Annotated in this window: 16 protein-coding genes; 9 read left to right on the top strand and 7 right to left on the bottom strand. The window is 66.8% G+C overall.

Annotation, left to right across the window (positions count from 1 at the left end):
- Positions 1–99 precede the first annotated feature (99 nt).
- Together K6V06_RS09775 and K6V06_RS09780 are read left to right on the top strand one after the other, a co-directional pair.
- The gene (locus K6V06_RS09775; RefSeq protein WP_222242712.1) at positions 100–711 is read left to right on the top strand and encodes a pseudouridine synthase; all 612 of its coding nucleotides are present in this window, start codon (positions 100–102) and stop codon (positions 709–711) included.
- Between the two features lie 116 nt (positions 712–827).
- Complete coding sequence (locus K6V06_RS09780; RefSeq protein WP_222243072.1) at positions 828–1,259, top strand: DUF192 domain-containing protein; 432 nt, start codon at positions 828–830, stop codon at positions 1,257–1,259.
- A 39-nt stretch (positions 1,260–1,298) separates the two neighbouring features.
- Here the strand turns inward: K6V06_RS09780 and K6V06_RS09785 are convergent, their stop codons facing one another.
- A complete protein-coding gene (locus K6V06_RS09785) occupies positions 1,299–1,784 on the bottom strand; it encodes a YajQ family cyclic di-GMP-binding protein (RefSeq protein WP_222242714.1) in 486 nt (161 codons plus the stop codon).
- Between the two features lie 170 nt (positions 1,785–1,954).
- On the opposite strand from K6V06_RS09785, the gene murB reads away from it, so the two are divergent.
- On the top strand, positions 1,955–2,971 hold the full coding sequence (gene murB / locus K6V06_RS09790; RefSeq protein ID WP_222242716.1) for a UDP-N-acetylmuramate dehydrogenase: 1,017 nt from the start codon (positions 1,955–1,957) through the stop codon (positions 2,969–2,971).
- Positions 2,972–3,158: 187 nt separating this feature from the next.
- On the opposite strand, the gene K6V06_RS09795 is transcribed toward murB, so the two are convergent.
- The 4 genes from K6V06_RS09795 to argF all read right to left on the bottom strand — a co-directional run bounded on the left by K6V06_RS09795 (position 3,159) and on the right by argF (position 7,030).
- Positions 3,159–4,199 (bottom strand): patatin-like phospholipase family protein, encoded by a 1,041-nt coding sequence (locus K6V06_RS09795; protein WP_222242718.1) that lies wholly within the window; start codon positions 4,197–4,199, stop codon positions 3,159–3,161.
- A 91-nt stretch (positions 4,200–4,290) separates the two neighbouring features.
- Complete coding sequence (locus K6V06_RS09800; protein WP_222242720.1) at positions 4,291–4,602, bottom strand: pyrimidine/purine nucleoside phosphorylase; 312 nt, start codon at positions 4,600–4,602, stop codon at positions 4,291–4,293.
- 148 nt (positions 4,603–4,750) lie between these two features.
- Positions 4,751–5,980 carry an argininosuccinate synthase gene (locus K6V06_RS09805; RefSeq protein ID WP_222242722.1) on the bottom strand — a complete coding sequence of 410 codons (1,230 nt, stop codon included), beginning with the start codon at positions 5,978–5,980 and terminating at the stop codon, positions 4,751–4,753.
- A gap of 126 nt (positions 5,981–6,106) precedes the next feature.
- On the bottom strand, positions 6,107–7,030 hold the full coding sequence (gene argF / locus K6V06_RS09810; RefSeq protein ID WP_222242733.1) for an ornithine carbamoyltransferase: 924 nt from the start codon (positions 7,028–7,030) through the stop codon (positions 6,107–6,109).
- 380 nt (positions 7,031–7,410) lie between these two features.
- Between argF and K6V06_RS09815 the strand changes: the two genes are divergently transcribed.
- Positions 7,411–7,710, top strand: coding sequence for a DUF3579 domain-containing protein (locus K6V06_RS09815; protein WP_222242735.1), 300 nt, complete (start codon positions 7,411–7,413; stop codon positions 7,708–7,710).
- A 129-nt stretch (positions 7,711–7,839) separates the two neighbouring features.
- Here K6V06_RS09815 and rpsT read toward each other — a convergent pair whose 3' ends face one another.
- Positions 7,840–8,106 (bottom strand): 30S ribosomal protein S20, encoded by a 267-nt coding sequence (gene rpsT / locus K6V06_RS09820; RefSeq protein ID WP_222242737.1) that lies wholly within the window; start codon positions 8,104–8,106, stop codon positions 7,840–7,842.
- Positions 8,107–8,506: 400 nt separating this feature from the next.
- On the opposite strand from rpsT, the gene murJ reads away from it, so the two are divergent.
- Both murJ and K6V06_RS09830 read left to right on the top strand, forming a co-directional pair.
- Positions 8,507–10,057, top strand: coding sequence for a murein biosynthesis integral membrane protein MurJ (murJ, locus tag K6V06_RS09825; RefSeq protein WP_222242739.1), 1,551 nt, complete (start codon positions 8,507–8,509; stop codon positions 10,055–10,057).
- Positions 10,058–10,287: 230 nt separating this feature from the next.
- Positions 10,288–11,136: a SirB1 family protein gene (locus K6V06_RS09830; RefSeq protein WP_222242741.1), complete on the top strand. Its 849-nt coding sequence runs from the start codon at positions 10,288–10,290 to the stop codon at positions 11,134–11,136.
- Positions 11,137–11,187: 51 nt separating this feature from the next.
- Here the strand turns inward: K6V06_RS09830 and K6V06_RS09835 are convergent, their stop codons facing one another.
- On the bottom strand, positions 11,188–11,838 hold the full coding sequence (locus K6V06_RS09835; RefSeq protein WP_222242743.1) for a DedA family protein: 651 nt from the start codon (positions 11,836–11,838) through the stop codon (positions 11,188–11,190).
- Positions 11,839–11,965: 127 nt separating this feature from the next.
- Between K6V06_RS09835 and mutL the strand changes: the two genes are divergently transcribed.
- From mutL to K6V06_RS09850, 3 genes are read left to right on the top strand one after another with little or no spacing between them, the layout of a single operon-like run.
- Positions 11,966–13,951, top strand: coding sequence for a DNA mismatch repair endonuclease MutL (gene mutL / locus K6V06_RS09840; RefSeq protein ID WP_222242745.1), 1,986 nt, complete (start codon positions 11,966–11,968; stop codon positions 13,949–13,951).
- A gap of 2 nt (positions 13,952–13,953) precedes the next feature.
- Positions 13,954–14,946: a tRNA (adenosine(37)-N6)-dimethylallyltransferase MiaA gene (miaA, locus tag K6V06_RS09845; protein ID WP_222242747.1), complete on the top strand. Its 993-nt coding sequence runs from the start codon at positions 13,954–13,956 to the stop codon at positions 14,944–14,946.
- Positions 14,943–15,479, top strand: a complete 537-nt coding sequence (locus tag K6V06_RS09850; protein ID WP_222242749.1) for a GNAT family N-acetyltransferase — start codon at positions 14,943–14,945, stop codon at positions 15,477–15,479. The genes miaA and K6V06_RS09850 overlap by 4 nt, the downstream gene beginning before the upstream one ends.
- Positions 15,480–15,555 lie beyond the last annotated feature (76 nt).

Here is a 15,555-nt window from a genome sequence, read left to right on the forward strand (position 1 = left end):
CCATTCCGACGGGGCGGTCTTTCCCGTGCGTCTGGTGCATACTGCGCGCCTGATTCCGCAGGATTTTCCCTGCGGCGCTGGCATTCCCGCTTCCTTCGCATGCTGATCGCACTGAACAAACCCTTCGGCACCATGAGCCAGTTCTCGCCGCACCCGAGCCGCCCCACGCTGGCTGAATGGGTAGCGGTGCCGGACGTCTATCCCGCCGGCCGGCTCGACGCGGACTCGGAAGGGCTGCTGCTGTTGACGGACGACGGCGCGTTGCAGGCGCGCATTGCCGATCCGGCCGGGAAACTGGCCAAGACCTATCTGGCACAGGTCGAAGGCATTCCGGATGAGGCGGCGCTTGCCAGGCTGCGTTCCGGCGTCGATCTGGGCGACTTCCGCACGCTGCCCGCGAGTGCCGCCTGCATTGCCGAACCGGACTTCCTCTGGCCGCGACATCCGCCGATCCGGTACCGCGCCGCCATTCCCACCCAATGGATGGCGCTTGTCATTCGCGAGGGCAAGAACCGGCAGGTGCGCCGGATGACGGCGGCAGTGGGATACCCGACGCTGCGCCTGGTGCGGATTGCCATCGGCGCGCTGGACCTGCGCACGCTGCAGCTGGCGCCCGGACAATGGTGCGAGATCGACCCTGCCGCGCTTGGGCTGCCGGCGGTGCGCAACCGGCCCTATCGTGGCCCGGGGCTGCGGCGCACCGCCAGATAGCCGGCTGCGCTATCCTTGGCGCTTCGCTTGCCAACGCTCACGTCATGCCGACCGATTTGAACGCGCCGACCGTCGCCGCGCCTGCCGGGCGCTTCTTCTCACTGACCCGCCTTGCCATGACATCGGCCTGCTGTGCCGTGGCCGCCGTGCTCGCCGTGCCGACGGCGCACGCCCAGTCCACGCTGCCGGTCGTCACGCTCAGTGCGGGCCTCTATGCCATCCGCGCGGAGGTCGCCGCCGATCCCGCTTCCCGCCAGCAGGGACTGATGTACCGCAAGTCGATGGCCGCGAACAGCGGCATGCTGTTCGTCTTCGAGCAGAAGGCCGGGCACTGCTTCTGGATGAAGAACACCGAGCTGCCGCTGTCGATCGCGTTCCTCGCGGATGACGGCACCATCGTCAACATCGAGGACATGAAGCCGCAAAGCGAGGACAACGTCTGCCCGAAGGCGGCAGTGCGCTACGCGCTGGAGATGAACCGGGGCTGGTTCGCGCAGAAGGGGATCGGCGCGGGCGCACGGATCGGCGGGCTGCCGGCGGCGCGGTAAGCCGCGCCGCCGCGTGGTTGCCCGGGTCCGCCGTCCCGCTCAGTCGCGGAAGTTGTTGAAGTCCAGCGGCGCTTCGGAAACGTCCTTGCGCAGCATGGCGATGACGCCCTGCAGGTCGTCGCGCTTGGTGCCCGAGACCCGCACGGCGTCGCCCTGGATGCTCGCCTGCACCTTGATCTTGCTGTCCTTGATCATGCGCACGATCTTCTTGGCGAGGTCGCCGGTGACGCCCTTCTTGATCGTGATGACCTGCTTGACCTTGTCGCCACTGATCTTCTCGGTCTTGCCATAGTCCAGGAAGCGCACGTCGACATTGCGCTTGGCCATCTTGTTGAGCAGGACATCCTTTACCTGACCGAGCTTGAAGTCGTCATCGGCGAAGGCCGTCAGTTCGCCTTCCTTCTGCTCGACCCGTGCATCCGAACCCTTGAAATCGAAACGGGTGGAGATTTCCTTGTTGGCCTGCTCGACCGCGTTCTTGACCTCGACCATATTCGCTTCGCATACCACGTCAAACGACGGCATCGCATTCTCCTTGTAGATGTTCGGGAGGCCCTGCACTGCGCAGGCTCCCTTGTCCGGTTCCGTATAATCCAGCAGCTTCGCCCCGGCACTCGCAATGACTCGCGAGAGCGCGCCTTGCCTTGCGAGGCGGCGCGTGGGAAGCCGGGGCCTCAGGGCATAACCTGTTTCGCATGGCAGACTTCCTCGAATTTTATCCGCTGCGCCCGCACAACACATTGGGATTCGATGTGACCGCGCGCTACGCCGTGCCGGTGCGCAGCGAGGACGACCTCGTGCAGGCGCTGGACGATGCGCGCGTGGCGTCACGCCCGGTGCTCGTGCTGGGAGGCGGCAGCAACGTCGTGCTGACCGGCGACCTCGATGCGGCGGTACTGCTGATGCAGATCCCGGGCTACCGGGTCGACACGGTCAGCGACGGCGAGGCGTCGCTGGTGACGGTGGGCGCCGGCGAGAACTGGCATGCGACCGTACTGCGCACGATCGCCGATGGCCTGCCGGGGCTGGAGAATCTGGCGCTGATCCCGGGCACGGTGGGCGCCGCGCCGATCCAGAACATCGGCGCCTATGGCGTGGAGCTGCGCGAGCGCTTCCATGCGCTGCGGGCCTGGGATCGGCAAACGCGCCGATTCGTCACGCTCGACGCCGAGCAATGCGCGTTCGGCTATCGCGACAGCCTGTTCAAGCAGGCCGGGCGAGACCGCTTCGTGATTACCGCCGTCACGCTGCGGCTGCCGCGCCGCTGGCAACCGGCGCTCGGCTATGCGGAACTGGCGCGTGGGGTGGCGCATCTGCCCGCCCCCCGTCCCGAGGATATCCGCGATGCGGTGATCGCGATCCGCAGCGCAAAGCTGCCGGATCCCGCCCACCTTGGCAATGCCGGCAGCTTCTTCAAGAATCCGGTGGTCAGCGCGCCGTTGCGCGATGCGCTGCTGCGCGAACACCCCTCGCTGGTGAGCCACCAGCAGGCCGATGGCAGCTACAAGCTGGCGGCGGGATGGCTGATCGATCAGTGCGGCTTCAAGGGTTGGCGCGAAGGCTGTGTGGGCGTGCACGACCGCCAGGCGCTGGTTCTGGTGCACCATGGCGGCGGCAGCGGCAACGACCTGATGGCGCTGGCGGCGCGCATTGCGGATACGGTGGCGCAGCGGTTCGGGGTAAGGATCGAGCCGGAGCCGGTGGTGATTTGAGGCTGGAGGGGGGCCGCGGTTCGCTCCCTCTCCCCGGCCCTCTCCCGCAAGCGGGAGAGGGAGAACACCGATGGTTCGCTACCCTCCCGCAAGCGGGAGAGGGAGAACACCGATGGTTCGCTACCCTCGCCCGCTTGCGGGAGAGGGGTCGGGGGAGAGAGCAGCAGACCTCGGCCAACAGCGGCCGCTACAACGGCTGGTCCAGCAGGAATTCCTTGCGGATATCCACCGTTGCGCGCTCGCCGACCGCGTCGAAATGCTGCTCGATCCAGGCCCGGGCCGTTTCACGCCCGCGCTCGCGCAGCATCAGCAGGAAGTTCCAGTCGGTCACCAGTTTGGTGGACGACGACAGATCCGCCAGCGCCTCGTCGGCGCGAATGGAATGCAGCAGGATGTATTTGAGCCGGTCGCGGTATTCGGGCTTGAGCCATTCCTCGTCCAGCAGCTTCTGCACGAAGGCGATCGCGCGCATCTCCCGCAGCAGCGATGCATTGAAGGTGATCTCGTTGAGCCGCTCCATCACCTCCTGCGGCTGGGTCGGGACGTCGGTCCGCGCAATCGGGTTGATATGGACCACCAGGATGTCGCGGGTGCCGGTCAGATAGAAGAACGGAAACAGCACCGGGTTGCCCATATAGCCGCCGTCCCAGTAGTGCTTGCCGTCGATTTCGACCGCCGGATACAGATAGGGCAGGCAGGCGGAGGCAAGCACGACGTCGACGGTCAGCTCGCGCGTCCGGAAGACGCGCACATTGCCGCTGTTGACGTCGGTCGCCGCGACGAACAGCTTGGCCCCGCCGTGGCGGCGCAGGCGATCGAAGTCGACCTGGTTCTCCAGCAAACCGCGCAGCGGATTGTATTGCCGGCCCTGCGAGGAGGCGGCCCACCAGCCGGCCCACATCCGCATCCAGTCCTGCATCGGCCAATTGCCGCCGCCGTTGCCGGTCAGCCAGTTGGCCGCCTGCTGGCCCAGCGTGGAGAACGGCGAGCCGATGCGCGACACGCCGAACCAGAAGTCGTGCAGCTTCTCCCGGGCGCGCTCGGCACCGCCCTCGGCCAGTCCGTCCAGCATGACGACCGCATTCATGGTGCCGGCGCTGGTGCCGCTGATGCCGTCGAAATGCAGCCGGCCGTCTTCCAGCAGCGCGTCGAGCACGCCCCAGCCGAAGGCGCCATGCGCGCCGCCGCCCTGCAGGGCAAGGTTGATCGACTTCGAATGGTTCGCCATGGTCCGCGCCTCGATCGGGAAATGCCAGGTGCGTCAGGGAGTCCGGCAGGTTCGCCGCCGGACTGGCTTGGAAAGGATCAGCGGCCGATGCTCAACCGAAATGACAGACGTAGTCCAGCGTCTGTTGCACGTCGATCTCGAAGCTGCTGTCGCCCGGGATGCTGAACTGCTGCCCGGCACCGTATTGCTTCCACTCGTCGGAGCCGGACAGCTTCACGCGGCACGAGCCGGCGTTGATCTCCATGATCTCCGGGGCGCCGGTATTGAAGGTCAGCGTGGCCGGGAAGATCACGCCCAGCGTCTTGCGCGTACCGTCCGGAAACAGCACCGTATGGCTGACGCACTTGCCGTCGAAATACAGGTTGGCTTGCTTAAGGACCGAGACGTTGTCGAACTGGCTCATGATGTCGTTGTGCAGAGTAGCGGGAGAGAGGAAAGACAAGAGACTGGAGGCGGCCGAGTGCGGATCCGAGCCCGCGCCCATGTGAAAAGAGGGGCCTGGAGGCCCCTCTTCGTGATGCGCGCAATGCGTGGCGGTTCGCCCTCGCGAATTACTTGCCGCGCTGACGGCGCGCGTTTTCGGCGATGCGCATGCGCAGCGCGTTCAGCTTGATGAAGCCGCCGGCATCCGCCTGGTTGTAGGCGCCGAAGTCGTCGTCGAAGGTGGCGATGGTCTTGTCGAACAGCGTGTCCTTCGAATCGCGGGCGAGCACGATCACGTTGCCCTTGTACAGCTTGACCCGCACCCAGCCGTTGACGTTCTGCTGGGTATGGTCGATCAGCACCTGCAGGGCCTTGCGCTCGGGGCTCCACCAGTAGCCGTTGTAGACCAGGCTGGCGTAGCGCGGCATCAGGTCGTCCTTCAGGTGGGCGACTTCGCGGTCCAGCGTGATCGATTCGATGGCGCGGTGCGCGCGCAGCAGGATCGTGCCGCCCGGCGTTTCATAGCAGCCGCGGCTCTTCATGCCGACGTAGCGGTTCTCGACCAGGTCCAGACGGCCGATGCCGTGCTTGCCGCCCAGGCGGTTCAATTCGGTCAGCACTTCGGCCGGCGTCATGCGCTTGCCGTTCAGGCCGACGATGTCGCCCTGCTCGAACTCGATGTCGAGGAACTCGGGTTGGTCCGGCGCCTGCTCCGGCGACACGGTCCAGCGCCACATGTCTTCCTCGGCCTCGGCCTTGGGGTCTTCCAGGTGGCGGCCTTCGAACGAGATGTGCAGCAGGTTGGCGTCCATCGAATACGGCGCGCCGCCCTTCTTGTGCTTCATGTCGATGTCGATGCCGGCCTTCTCGGCGTAGGCCAGCAGTTTCTCGCGCGACAGCAGGTCCCACTCGCGCCACGGGGCGATGACCTTGACGCCCGGCTCCAGGCCGTAATAGCCCAGTTCGAAGCGGACCTGGTCGTTGCCCTTGCCGGTGGCGCCGTGCGACACGGCGTCGGCGCCGGTGCTGCGCAGGATTTCGATCTGGCGCTTGGCGATCAGCGGACGGGCGATCGAGGTGCCCAGCAGGTATTCGCCTTCGTAGACCGCGTTGGTGCGGAACATCGGGAAGACGAAATCGCGCACGAATTCTTCGCGCAGGTCGTCGATGAAGATGTTTTCGGGCTTGATGCCGAACTTGAGCGCCTTCTGGCGGGCCGGCTCGAGCTCCTCGCCCTGGCCGATGTCGGCGGTGAAGGTCACCACCTCGCACTGATAGGTGTCCTGCAGCCACTTCAGGATCACCGAAGTGTCCAGCCCGCCGGAATAGGCGAGCACGACTTTCTTGATATCGCTCATGTTCGACTCGATGCGAAAAAAGGGCGGACCAGCCGGTGCGACGGCCCGCATACCAGATTAGGAAATGCGAAAGCCGCTATTCTGACATGCCGGCCCGGGCTTGGGCGCCACTTGCCGGCAAGCGTGTCAGTAGCGGCCGCAGAGCAGGTATTCCATCAGCGCCTTCTGCACATGCAGGCGGTTCTCGGCTTCGTCCCAGACCACGCTCTTCGGCCCGTCGATCACCTCCGCCTCGACCTCCTCGCCGCGGTGCGCCGGCAGGCAATGCATGAACACCGCGTCGTCGCGGGCCCGGTCCATCATCGCCGTGGTGACCATCCACTTCTGGAAGGCGCGCTTGCGCTCCTCGTTCTCGGCTTCGAATCCCATGCTGGTCCACACGTCGGTGGTGACCAGATCGGCACCGGCGCAGGCTTGCAGCGGATCGTCGAAGACCTTGACGAGGCCGGCTGCGGTAGCGGGCACCATGGCCGGATCCAGCTGGTAGCCCGGCGGCGCGGAGAAGTGGAAGGTGAAACCGAGGCGCTCGGCCGCCTGGATCCAGGTGTACGCCATGTTGTTGGCGTCACCGATCCAGGCCACGGTCTTGCCGCGGATGCTGCCGCGGTGCTCGATATAGGTGAAGACGTCGGCGAGTACCTGGCAGGGGTGATATTCGTTGGTCAGCCCGTTGATGACGGGCACCCGCGAGTGCGCGGCAAAGCGTTCGATGATCTCCTGGCCGAAGGTGCGGATCATGATGATGTCCACCATGCGGGAGATCACCTGCGCGGCGTCCTCGATCGGTTCGCCGCGGCCGAGTTGCGAATCGCGCGTGCTGAGGAAGACCGCGTGGCCGCCCAGCTGGTGGATGCCGGCCTCGAACGACAGGCGCGTGCGGGTCGAGTTCTTCTCGAAGATCATCGCCAGCGTGCGGTCGTGCAGAGGGTGCCAGGTTTCGTAGTTCTTGAACTTGGCCTTCAGGATCCGCGCGCGGTCCAGCAGGTACTCGTACTCTTCGGCACCGAGATCGCTGAACTGCAGGTAATGCTTGATCGGAGTTGGGCTCATAAAACAAAGAAGGCGGCTCGATGGGGACACCGTCCATGAAATCGTCATGAAATCCGGTGCCGCGGAGCCGCCTTTCGCGTCGCTTGCGCAATGTGAGTGACAGGAATCATAAGGGATTATTCCGGCTTTGGCGAGCCTGCGCCCCTGTCATCCCGGCGCCACGCCGCCCGGGCGAGCTTATGCGGCAGTCTTATATAAGATATAATACTCGCTGATTCACGCGGGGCCCGGCAGACCTTGCCTGCGCCCGCATCCGGCATCAAAAGTGCCCCCGCTCCCCGTCGCCCCACCAGCGATCCGATGTGCGAACCCTTCGCCGCCGGGCGCGTCCAACGGGCGCCCCGTCGCGGGTTTCCCGTCGAGTCACAAGCGCAGTCTCCATGAATTCCAACGTTCGCCAGTACTTCATCCAGGGCATCACCAAGGAAGGCCGGACCTTCCGTCCGAGCGACTGGGCTGAACGGCTGTGCGGCGTGATGGCGCAATTTCGTCCGAAGGGAGACACCGGCGACCCTCGCCTGACGTACTCCCCCTATGTCCGCCCGGTGATGTCCGGCGGCGTCAAATGCGTGGTGGTCGATGCACGGCTGCGCGACATCGAGCCCAAGGCGCTGGACTTCGTGCTGAACTTCGCCCGCGACAACAACCTGCAGCTGGTCGAGGCCTGCTCGCTGGAGTAAGACTTCGCGAACGATCGGTCGCTGGATCAGGGCGGAACAAGCGCCCGGACCAAAGCAAAAAGCCCGTCGCGAGGACGGGCTTTTTGTCTGTTCACCGCCGGCCAAGGCCAGCGGCGAACGAGCCGAAACTCAGGCGGCCATTGCCTTGATCGCGGCCGACAGGCGCGACTTGTGGCGAGCGGCCTTGTTCTTGTGAACGATCTTCTTGTCGGCAATGCTGTCGATCACGCATTGCGACTGCTTGAAGATCTCGGCTGCGGCAGCCTTGTCGCCAGCGTCGATGGCCTTGCGGACTGCCTTGACGGCGGTGCGCAGACGCGAGCGCAGGCTGGAGTTATGAGCGTTCTGGGCGACGGCTTGGCGCGCGCGCTTGCGAGCTTGTGCGGAATTTGCCATTTTGAAATCCTGAATTCAGATGCGGTGCGTGCAGTTGCACATCGAGCGACCCGGCATGCACTGGCACACGAATCCGGAACGCAACTATCCTTTGGAACCGGCGATTATACACACAGAAAGATCGCCGGTGCAAGACAGGGATGTAGGGGGCCGGCAACGCCGGTTCATCCTGCTGGCGGGAGGCGCGGCGAAGCCACATCCGTATAATCCCGGCTGATTCCCCTGCGCCGTTCGGCCACCCGCGACCGCTGACAACGCTGCGCGGTCCCGGCCGCCCCGGCTGACCAGTGGGCGCAATCATATCCGACCGAGTGCCAGGTTCGCCATGCCGGCTGCAACTTTGCAAGGCATGTGGCGTCTGACCGCCACCCGGCACCGCGGTCCCGAACCCTCCCCGACCTTGAACCTGCTCAAAGCGCTCTTCACCATCAGCGGCCTGACCCTGCTGTCGCGCATCACCGGACTGATCCGCGAGATCCTGATCGCCCGCACCTTCGGCGCCTCGGAGATGACCGATGCGTTCAACGTCGCCTTCCGCATCCCCAACATGCTGCGACGGATCTTTGGCGAAGGCGCGTTCGCGCAAGCCTTCGTGCCGATCCTCGGCGAGTACCACGGCAAGCGCGGCGACGAGCAGACGCGCCGACTGGTGGATGCGGTGGCGACCGTCATGGCGTGGACGCTGGCGGCCGTGTCGCTGCTCGGCGTACTGGGCGCGCCGGTGATCATGACGGTGGTGGCGACGGGCTTTCGCAGCGAGGGCGACACCTACGACGCGGCGGTCTTCATGACGCGCGTGATGTTCCCCTATATCGGGCTGATCTCGATGGTGGCCCTCACCTCGGGGGTGCTCAACACGTGGCGGCGCTTTGCCGTGCCGGCCTTTACGCCGGTGCTGCTGAACCTGTCGTTCATCGGCGCGGCGATGTTCGTCGCGCCGCGGATGGAGCAACCGATCTACGGCCTGGCCTGGGGCGTGCTGGTCGGCGGCGTGCTGCAGTTGCTGCTGCAGATTCCCGCGCTGATGCGCATCGGCATGGTGCCGCGCATCGGCGTCAACCTGCGCGCGGCATGGCGCGAACCGGGCGTGCGGCGCGTGCTCAAGCAGATGGCGCCGGCCCTGCTCGGCGTATCGGTCGCGCAGATCAGCCTGATCATCAATACCAATATCGCGTCGCGGCTGGGCACCGGCGCGGTCTCCTTCATTACCTACGCCGATCGGCTGATGGAGTTCCCGACCGCGCTGCTGGGCGTGGCGCTGGGGACCATCCTGCTGCCCAGCCTGTCCAAGTCGATGGCGCGCGAGGACACGGCCGAATTCTCGGCGCTGCTGGACTGGGGCCTGCGGCTGACCTTCCTGCTGGCGCTGCCCAGCGCGATCGGCCTGTTCGTGTTCGGCACGCCGCTGACCGCGGTGCTGTTCCACTACGGCAGGTTCGACGCGCACGATGTCGACATGACGCGGCTGGCGGTGATGGCGTACGGCGTCGGCCTGCTCGGACAGATCCTGATCAAGATCCTGGCGCCGGGCTTCTATGCGCGTCAGGACATCCGCACGCCGGTCAGGATCGCCATCGCCATCCTGATCATGACGCAGCTGGCCAACCTCGTCTTCGTTCCGTGGATCGGCCACGCGGGCCTGGCGCTGTCGATCAGCGTGGGCGCGACGCTGAATGCGGCGCTGCTGTTCCACGGCCTGTGGCGCGGCGGGTTCTACCGGCCGGCGCCGGGCTGGGGGCTGTTTCTGGCGCAGGTGGCTGCGGCGGTGACGCTGCTGGCCGGCGTGCTGCTGTGGTTCGCCCGCAGCTTCGACTGGGTCGCGATGGGCACGACGCCGGGGCTGCGCATTGCGCTGATGGCGTCCTGCCTCGTGCTTGCGGCGGTGGTGTACTTCGGTACACTGTGGCTGGCGGGCTTGCGCTATGCTGCCTTCAAACGCCGCGCCGGCTAAGGCAGCCGACATGGCGCGGGCCGGGGCCGCACCGGCGGATCCGGATCGGCTGGGGGCGATGGCGCAAGGTTTGCTTGCAGCGCCATGAAGCCTTGGCGCGGCAACGTGACCGACGCAGCGCCGTGAGGCCGCTTCGCAGCTTTACCCAGGCTGGCACCCCAGGGTGCCCCTCGACACCGCGCCCTCCGCTCGTGTCGGCGGCCCCATGCCGGCCGCAACCAGGAACCGCTATGCCTTCCACCAAAATCCTGGACTACTTCGCCGCCCTGGTGGCGGACGACGACGCGATTCCCCTGACCGAAACCGCATTGTCGATCGCGCAGGACGCCTATCCGGATCTCGATCTGCAGGCGGAACTGGCGGCCATCGATGTGCTCGCCCTGCGGCTGCGGCGCCGGATTGCCGAAGGCACCCCCGCCATCCAGCGCCTGCGGCTGCTCAACCATTTCTTCTACCGCGATCTGGGCTTCGGGCCAAACGCCAACGATTACTACGATCCGGACAATTCCTACCTGAACGTGGTGCTGCGGCAGCGGCGCGGCATCCCCATCTCGCTGGCGGTGCTCTATATGGAGCTGGGCCAGCAGATTGGCCTGCCGCTGAAGGGCGTCTCGTTTCCCAATCACTTCCTGCTGCGCATGTCGATTCCCGCCGGCGAGGTGGTGATCGACCCGCTGACCGGCGAAACGCTATCGAAAGAGCAGCTGCAGGAGATGCTCGACCCGTATCTGGAACGCGAGGGTGTGGAGGACACCAACGACGTGCCGCTGGGCCTGTTCCTGCGTACCGCAAGCCATCGGGAGATCGTCGCGCGGATGCTGCGCAACCTGAAGGCGATCTATCTGCAGGAGTCGCGCTGGCAGCGGTTGCTGGCGGTGCAGAACCGGCTGGTGATCCTGCTGCCGGATTCGATCGAGGAAGTGCGCGACCGCGGCCTGGCGTATGCCAACCTGGAGTGCTTCCGCCCTGCCCTGGAAGATCTCGAGGCGTACGTCAGCGCGCGGCCGGACGCGGCCGATTCGACGCAGATCCGCGACCGCATGCCGGCATTGCGGATGATGAGCCGCAGCCCGGGCTGAACCGCGCTGGAGTGCGCGCCCTTGCCAGCGCCGTGGCAAGGGCGGCTGCCCTCAGGAAAGCTTGCGATTGCGCGGCTTGCCCCGCACCAGCTTCCACAGCCCGCCGAGCACCAGCGGCACGATGGCGGCGCTGATGCCGACCAGCACGATCAGATTCAGGTACTGCTTGACGAACGGCAGGTTGCCGAAGAAGTAGCCGGCGAAGACCAGGCCAAACACCCAGATCACTGCGCCAAGCACGTTGTAGAGCTGGAAGCGCGCGAAGGTCATCTGCGACACGCCGGCGACGAACGGCGCGAAGGTGCGCACGATCGGCACGAAGCGGGCGATCACCAGCGTCTTGCCGCCATGGCGCTCGTAGAAGTCGTGCGTCCTGCGCAGCGCATCCTGGTCCAGGAAGCGGAAGCGGCGGTGTTCGAACACCTTGGGTCCGATCCAGCTGCCAATCATGTAGTTGACCGTATTGCCGCCAATTGCCGCCACCAGCAGCAGGCCGATCAGCACCCATTCGTTCATCGCGCCGGTTGCGCAAAAGGCACCGGCGATGAACAACAGCGAATCGCCGGGCAGGAAGGGCATCACGACGAGGCCGGTTTCCGCGAACACGATGGCAAACAGAATGGCGTAGACCCAGACGCCGTACTGCTGGATCACGGTGCCGAGATACTTGTCGACATGCAGCAGCATGTCGATGAATTGCATGGCGATTTCCAAGGCATTCCCCATCGGTGTTCAGCCCGACATCATACAAGAGGCTGGTGGCCAAACGGCGGTTTGGCAGCGTATTGCGCGGCAAATCCGTGCGGGCTGGCCCACGTATAATCGGCGCATGTCCGCGCAAGCTCCTACCGCACTCTCCGCCTCCCCTGCCGCCCGCGCCGCGACGGCGCGACCTATTCGCCCCCTGCCCGATCAGCTGATCAGCCAGATCGCCGCGGGCGAGGTGGTGGAGCGGCCGGCCTCGGTGGTCAAGGAGCTGCTGGAAAACGCGCTGGATGCGGGCGCGACGCAGATCGGCGTGCGGCTGGAGGAAGGCGGGGTGCGCCGTATCGTCATCAGCGACAACGGCCGCGGCATCCCCGCCGACGAATTGCCGGTGGCGCTGATGCGGCATGCCACCAGCAAGATCGCTTCCCTCGAAGAGCTCGAGTCGGTGCTGACGCTCGGTTTTCGCGGCGAGGCGCTGGCGTCGATCGCCTCGGTGTCGCAGCTGACGCTGACCAGCCGCACGGCGAGTTGCCCGCACGCCAGCCAGATCAGCGCGGAGTCCGGCGCGCTGCAGCCGGCATCGGGCGGCGTCGGCACGACCGTCGACGTGCAGCACCTTTACTTCAACACGCCGGCGCGCCGCAAGTTCCTCAAGAGCGAGCAGACCGAACTGGGGCATTGCCTGGAGATGGTGCGACGCGCCGCGCTGGCGCGGCCCGACGTCACCGTCTCCGTCCACCATAACGGCAAGCCGCTGGAGCACTGGAATGCGGGCGACGTGGCCACGCGCACGGCGCAGGTGCTCGGCGGCGAGTTCGCGCGGGCCCGGCTCGCGCTGGACGAACAAGCCGACGCGCTGCACCTGTATGGCTTCGCCGGCCTGCCGACGGCGTCGCGGGGGCGGCCGGACCAGCAGTTCTTCTTCGTCAACGGCCGCTTCGTGCGCGACAAACTGCTGACGCATGCGGTGCGCAGCGCCTACCAGGATGTGCTGCACGGCGACCGCTTCCCCTCCTACGTGCTGTGCCTGGACCTGCCGCCCGAACTGGTCGACGTCAACGTGCATCCGTCCAAGATCGAGGTGCGCTTTCGCGAATCGCGGGCGGTGCACCAGTTCGTCTATCACGCCGTGCAGCGTTGCCTGGCGCGGCAGGCGGGCGAGAACGGCGACAGCCTGCATACCGAAGGCGCCCGCGCGGATGCCGCGGGCATGCCGGTGCCCGGGGCGGGCGTGCGGATCGCGGCGACCAGTCCCGCGCAGCCCGGCCGGCAGTGGATCGACTACACCGCCGCCGCGCGGCAGACCGACCTTGGCATCGCGCAACCGCGCCAGGCATATCTGGGCATGGTTCGCGACGCGCTGAGCCCGCGCACCGGCGTGCAGCCATCGAGCGGTTTCGTGCCCGCCAGCCGGCCGCCGGCGTGGCTGGCCGATGCGCAGGCGGCACGCGGCGCCGAACCGCCATCGCTGCTCGATGCGGGCACTGGCGCCGCACCGACGCAGCCCGCTGCGGATGACGGCTCCCACCCGCTGGGTTATGCGCTGGCGCAGCTGCATGGCATCTACGTGCTGGCGCAAAACGCGCGCGGCCTGGTGCTGGTGGACATGCACGCCGCGCACGAGCGCATCCTCTACGAGCAGATCAAGCAGGCGCTGGACACGCGGCAGATGACCGTGCAGCCGCTGCTGATCCCGGTGACGCTGCCCGCCACGCCGGTGGAGATCGGCGCCGCCGAGGAGCATCGGCAAACCCTGACGCTGCTGGGCTTCGACATCGCGCCGGTGTCGCCCACCACGCTGGCGGTGCGGGCGATTCCGGCGCTGCTCAAACAGGCCGACGCCGAGGCGCTGGCGCGTGACGTGCTGCGCGACCTGCAAGCCTATGGCGGCTCGCGCGTATTGGCCGAACGGCAGAACGAACTGCTGGCGACGCTGGCCTGCCATAGCGCCGTGCGCGCCAACCGCCGGCTGACCATCGAGGAAATGAACGCGCTGCTGCGGCAGATGGAACAGACCGAGCGCGCCGACCAGTGCAACCACGGCCGGCCCACCTGGGTGCAACTGAGCGTGACCGAACTGGACCGCCTGTTCCTGCGCGGCCAGTGACCATGGCCGCTTCCCCGCACCACACCGCGCCGGTGGTCTGCCTGCTCGGGCCGACGGCATCGGGCAAGACCGCCGCGGCGCTCGCGCTGGCCGCGCGCGCCCCGATCGAGATCATCAGCATGGATTCCGCGCTGGTCTATCGCCAGATGGACATCGGCACGGCCAAGCCCAGCGCGGACGAGCTGGCCGCGGTGCCGCACCACCTGATCGATATCCGCGATCCGCGCGACAGTTATTCGGCGGCGATGTTTGCCGCGGACACGGAAGCGCTGATCGCGCAGATCCGTGCACGCGGGCGCGAGCCGCTGATCGTCGGCGGCACCATGCTGTACTACAAGGCGCTGACCCAGGGGCTGAACGACCTGCCGCAGGCGGACCCCGCCGTGCGCGCGCAGATCGATGCGCTGGCCGCGCGAGAGGGCTGGCCGGCCTTGCATGCGCTGCTGGCGCAGGTGGATCCGGTGACCGCCGCGCGCCTGGCACCGAACGATGCCCAGCGCATCCAGCGCGCGCTGGAAATCCATCGCCTGACCGGGCAACCGATGTCAGCCCTGCTGGCCAGGCAGGGCGAAGCGCGCGCGTTCGAGGGCCAGGCGGGCGCGCGTTTTCGCGCGATTGCGCTGGAGCCGTCCGACCGCGCCGTCCTGCATCGACGCATTGCCGCGCGCTTCGATGCGATGCTGGCGGGCGGGCTGATCGAGGAAGTCGAGCGGCTGCGCGCCCGCGGCGACCTGCACGCTGGCCTGCCCTCGATCCGCTGCGTGGGATACCGTCAGGTCTGGGAGTATCTGGACGGCGAGTGCGACCGCGACACCATGCGCGAACGCGGCATCGCCGCTACCCGTCAACTGTGCAAGCGTCAGCTGACCTGGCTGCGCTCCACGCCGGAGCGGCTGGTCGTCGATTGCCTGGCACCCGATTATGTGGACCAGGTGGCGCGGCTGGCGCAGGTCGGCGAATCGCCCGATCGACGGCCTTCCACGACGACATCATGAGCGAACCCACTTCCACCGCAAACACCGCATTCACCCTTCGTGCCGCCACCGAGCAGGACTGCGAGACACTGCTGCGCCTGATCCGCGAGCTGGCCGACTACGAGAAGTTGACGCATCTGGTCGAGGCGACGCCGGCGCGCCTGCGCGAGGCGCTGTTTGGCGAGCGGCGTCATGCCGAGGCGGTGCTGGCGGAGGTCCCGGCCGAAGCGGGCTCGTCGCGCGGCGCGCACGCGGTGGGCTTTGCGCTGTTCTTCCACAATTTCTCGACCTTCCTGGCCAAGCCGGGCCTGTATCTGGAAGACCTGTACGTCGAGCCGCGATGGCGCGGGCACGGCATCGGCAAGGCCCTGCTGCAGCACCTTGCCGCGCTGGCGGTTGCGCGCGATTGCGGGCGCTTCGAGTGGTGCGTGCTGGACTGGAATACGCCGTCGATCGAGTTCTATCGGGCGATGGGGGCGGACGTGCTGCCCGACTGGCGCATCTGCCGGGTGACGGGTGCCGCGCTGCAAGCCATGGCGGCTGCCCGGGATTGATCCGTTCCGGCCTCGCCTGCCATGCCCGGGGCGGCGTGGCAGGTGAGCGCAGGGCAGCCAGGACTGGCGCTGCCCT

It is taken from the genome of Cupriavidus sp. AU9028 (genome assembly GCF_019795295.1).
GTDB lineage: Bacteria > Pseudomonadota > Gammaproteobacteria > Burkholderiales > Burkholderiaceae > Cupriavidus.

Coding starts and splice junctions, on each gene's coding strand:
- K6V06_RS09815 (WP_222242735.1), top strand. CDS start 7,411: ATGAATTCCAACGTTCGCCAGTACTTCATCCAGGGCATCACCAAGGAA.
- K6V06_RS09785 (WP_222242714.1), bottom strand. CDS start 1,784: ATGCCGTCGTTTGACGTGGTATGCGAAGCGAATATGGTCGAGGTCAAG.
- mutL (WP_222242745.1), top strand. CDS start 11,966: ATGTCCGCGCAAGCTCCTACCGCACTCTCCGCCTCCCCTGCCGCCCGC.
- K6V06_RS09800 (WP_222242720.1), bottom strand. CDS start 4,602: ATGAGCCAGTTCGACAACGTCTCGGTCCTTAAGCAAGCCAACCTGTAT.
- K6V06_RS09780 (WP_222243072.1), top strand. CDS start 828: ATGACATCGGCCTGCTGTGCCGTGGCCGCCGTGCTCGCCGTGCCGACG.
- miaA (WP_222242747.1), top strand. CDS start 13,954: ATGGCCGCTTCCCCGCACCACACCGCGCCGGTGGTCTGCCTGCTCGGG.
- rpsT (WP_222242737.1), bottom strand. CDS start 8,106: ATGGCAAATTCCGCACAAGCTCGCAAGCGCGCGCGCCAAGCCGTCGCC.
- K6V06_RS09775 (WP_222242712.1), top strand. CDS start 100: ATGCTGATCGCACTGAACAAACCCTTCGGCACCATGAGCCAGTTCTCG.
- murB (WP_222242716.1), top strand. CDS start 1,955: ATGGCAGACTTCCTCGAATTTTATCCGCTGCGCCCGCACAACACATTG.
- K6V06_RS09850 (WP_222242749.1), top strand. CDS start 14,943: ATGAGCGAACCCACTTCCACCGCAAACACCGCATTCACCCTTCGTGCC.
- K6V06_RS09795 (WP_222242718.1), bottom strand. CDS start 4,199: ATGGCGAACCATTCGAAGTCGATCAACCTTGCCCTGCAGGGCGGCGGC.
- K6V06_RS09835 (WP_222242743.1), bottom strand. CDS start 11,838: ATGCAATTCATCGACATGCTGCTGCATGTCGACAAGTATCTCGGCACC.
- argF (WP_222242733.1), bottom strand. CDS start 7,030: ATGAGCCCAACTCCGATCAAGCATTACCTGCAGTTCAGCGATCTCGGT.
- K6V06_RS09830 (WP_222242741.1), top strand. CDS start 10,288: ATGCCTTCCACCAAAATCCTGGACTACTTCGCCGCCCTGGTGGCGGAC.
- K6V06_RS09805 (WP_222242722.1), bottom strand. CDS start 5,980: ATGAGCGATATCAAGAAAGTCGTGCTCGCCTATTCCGGCGGGCTGGAC.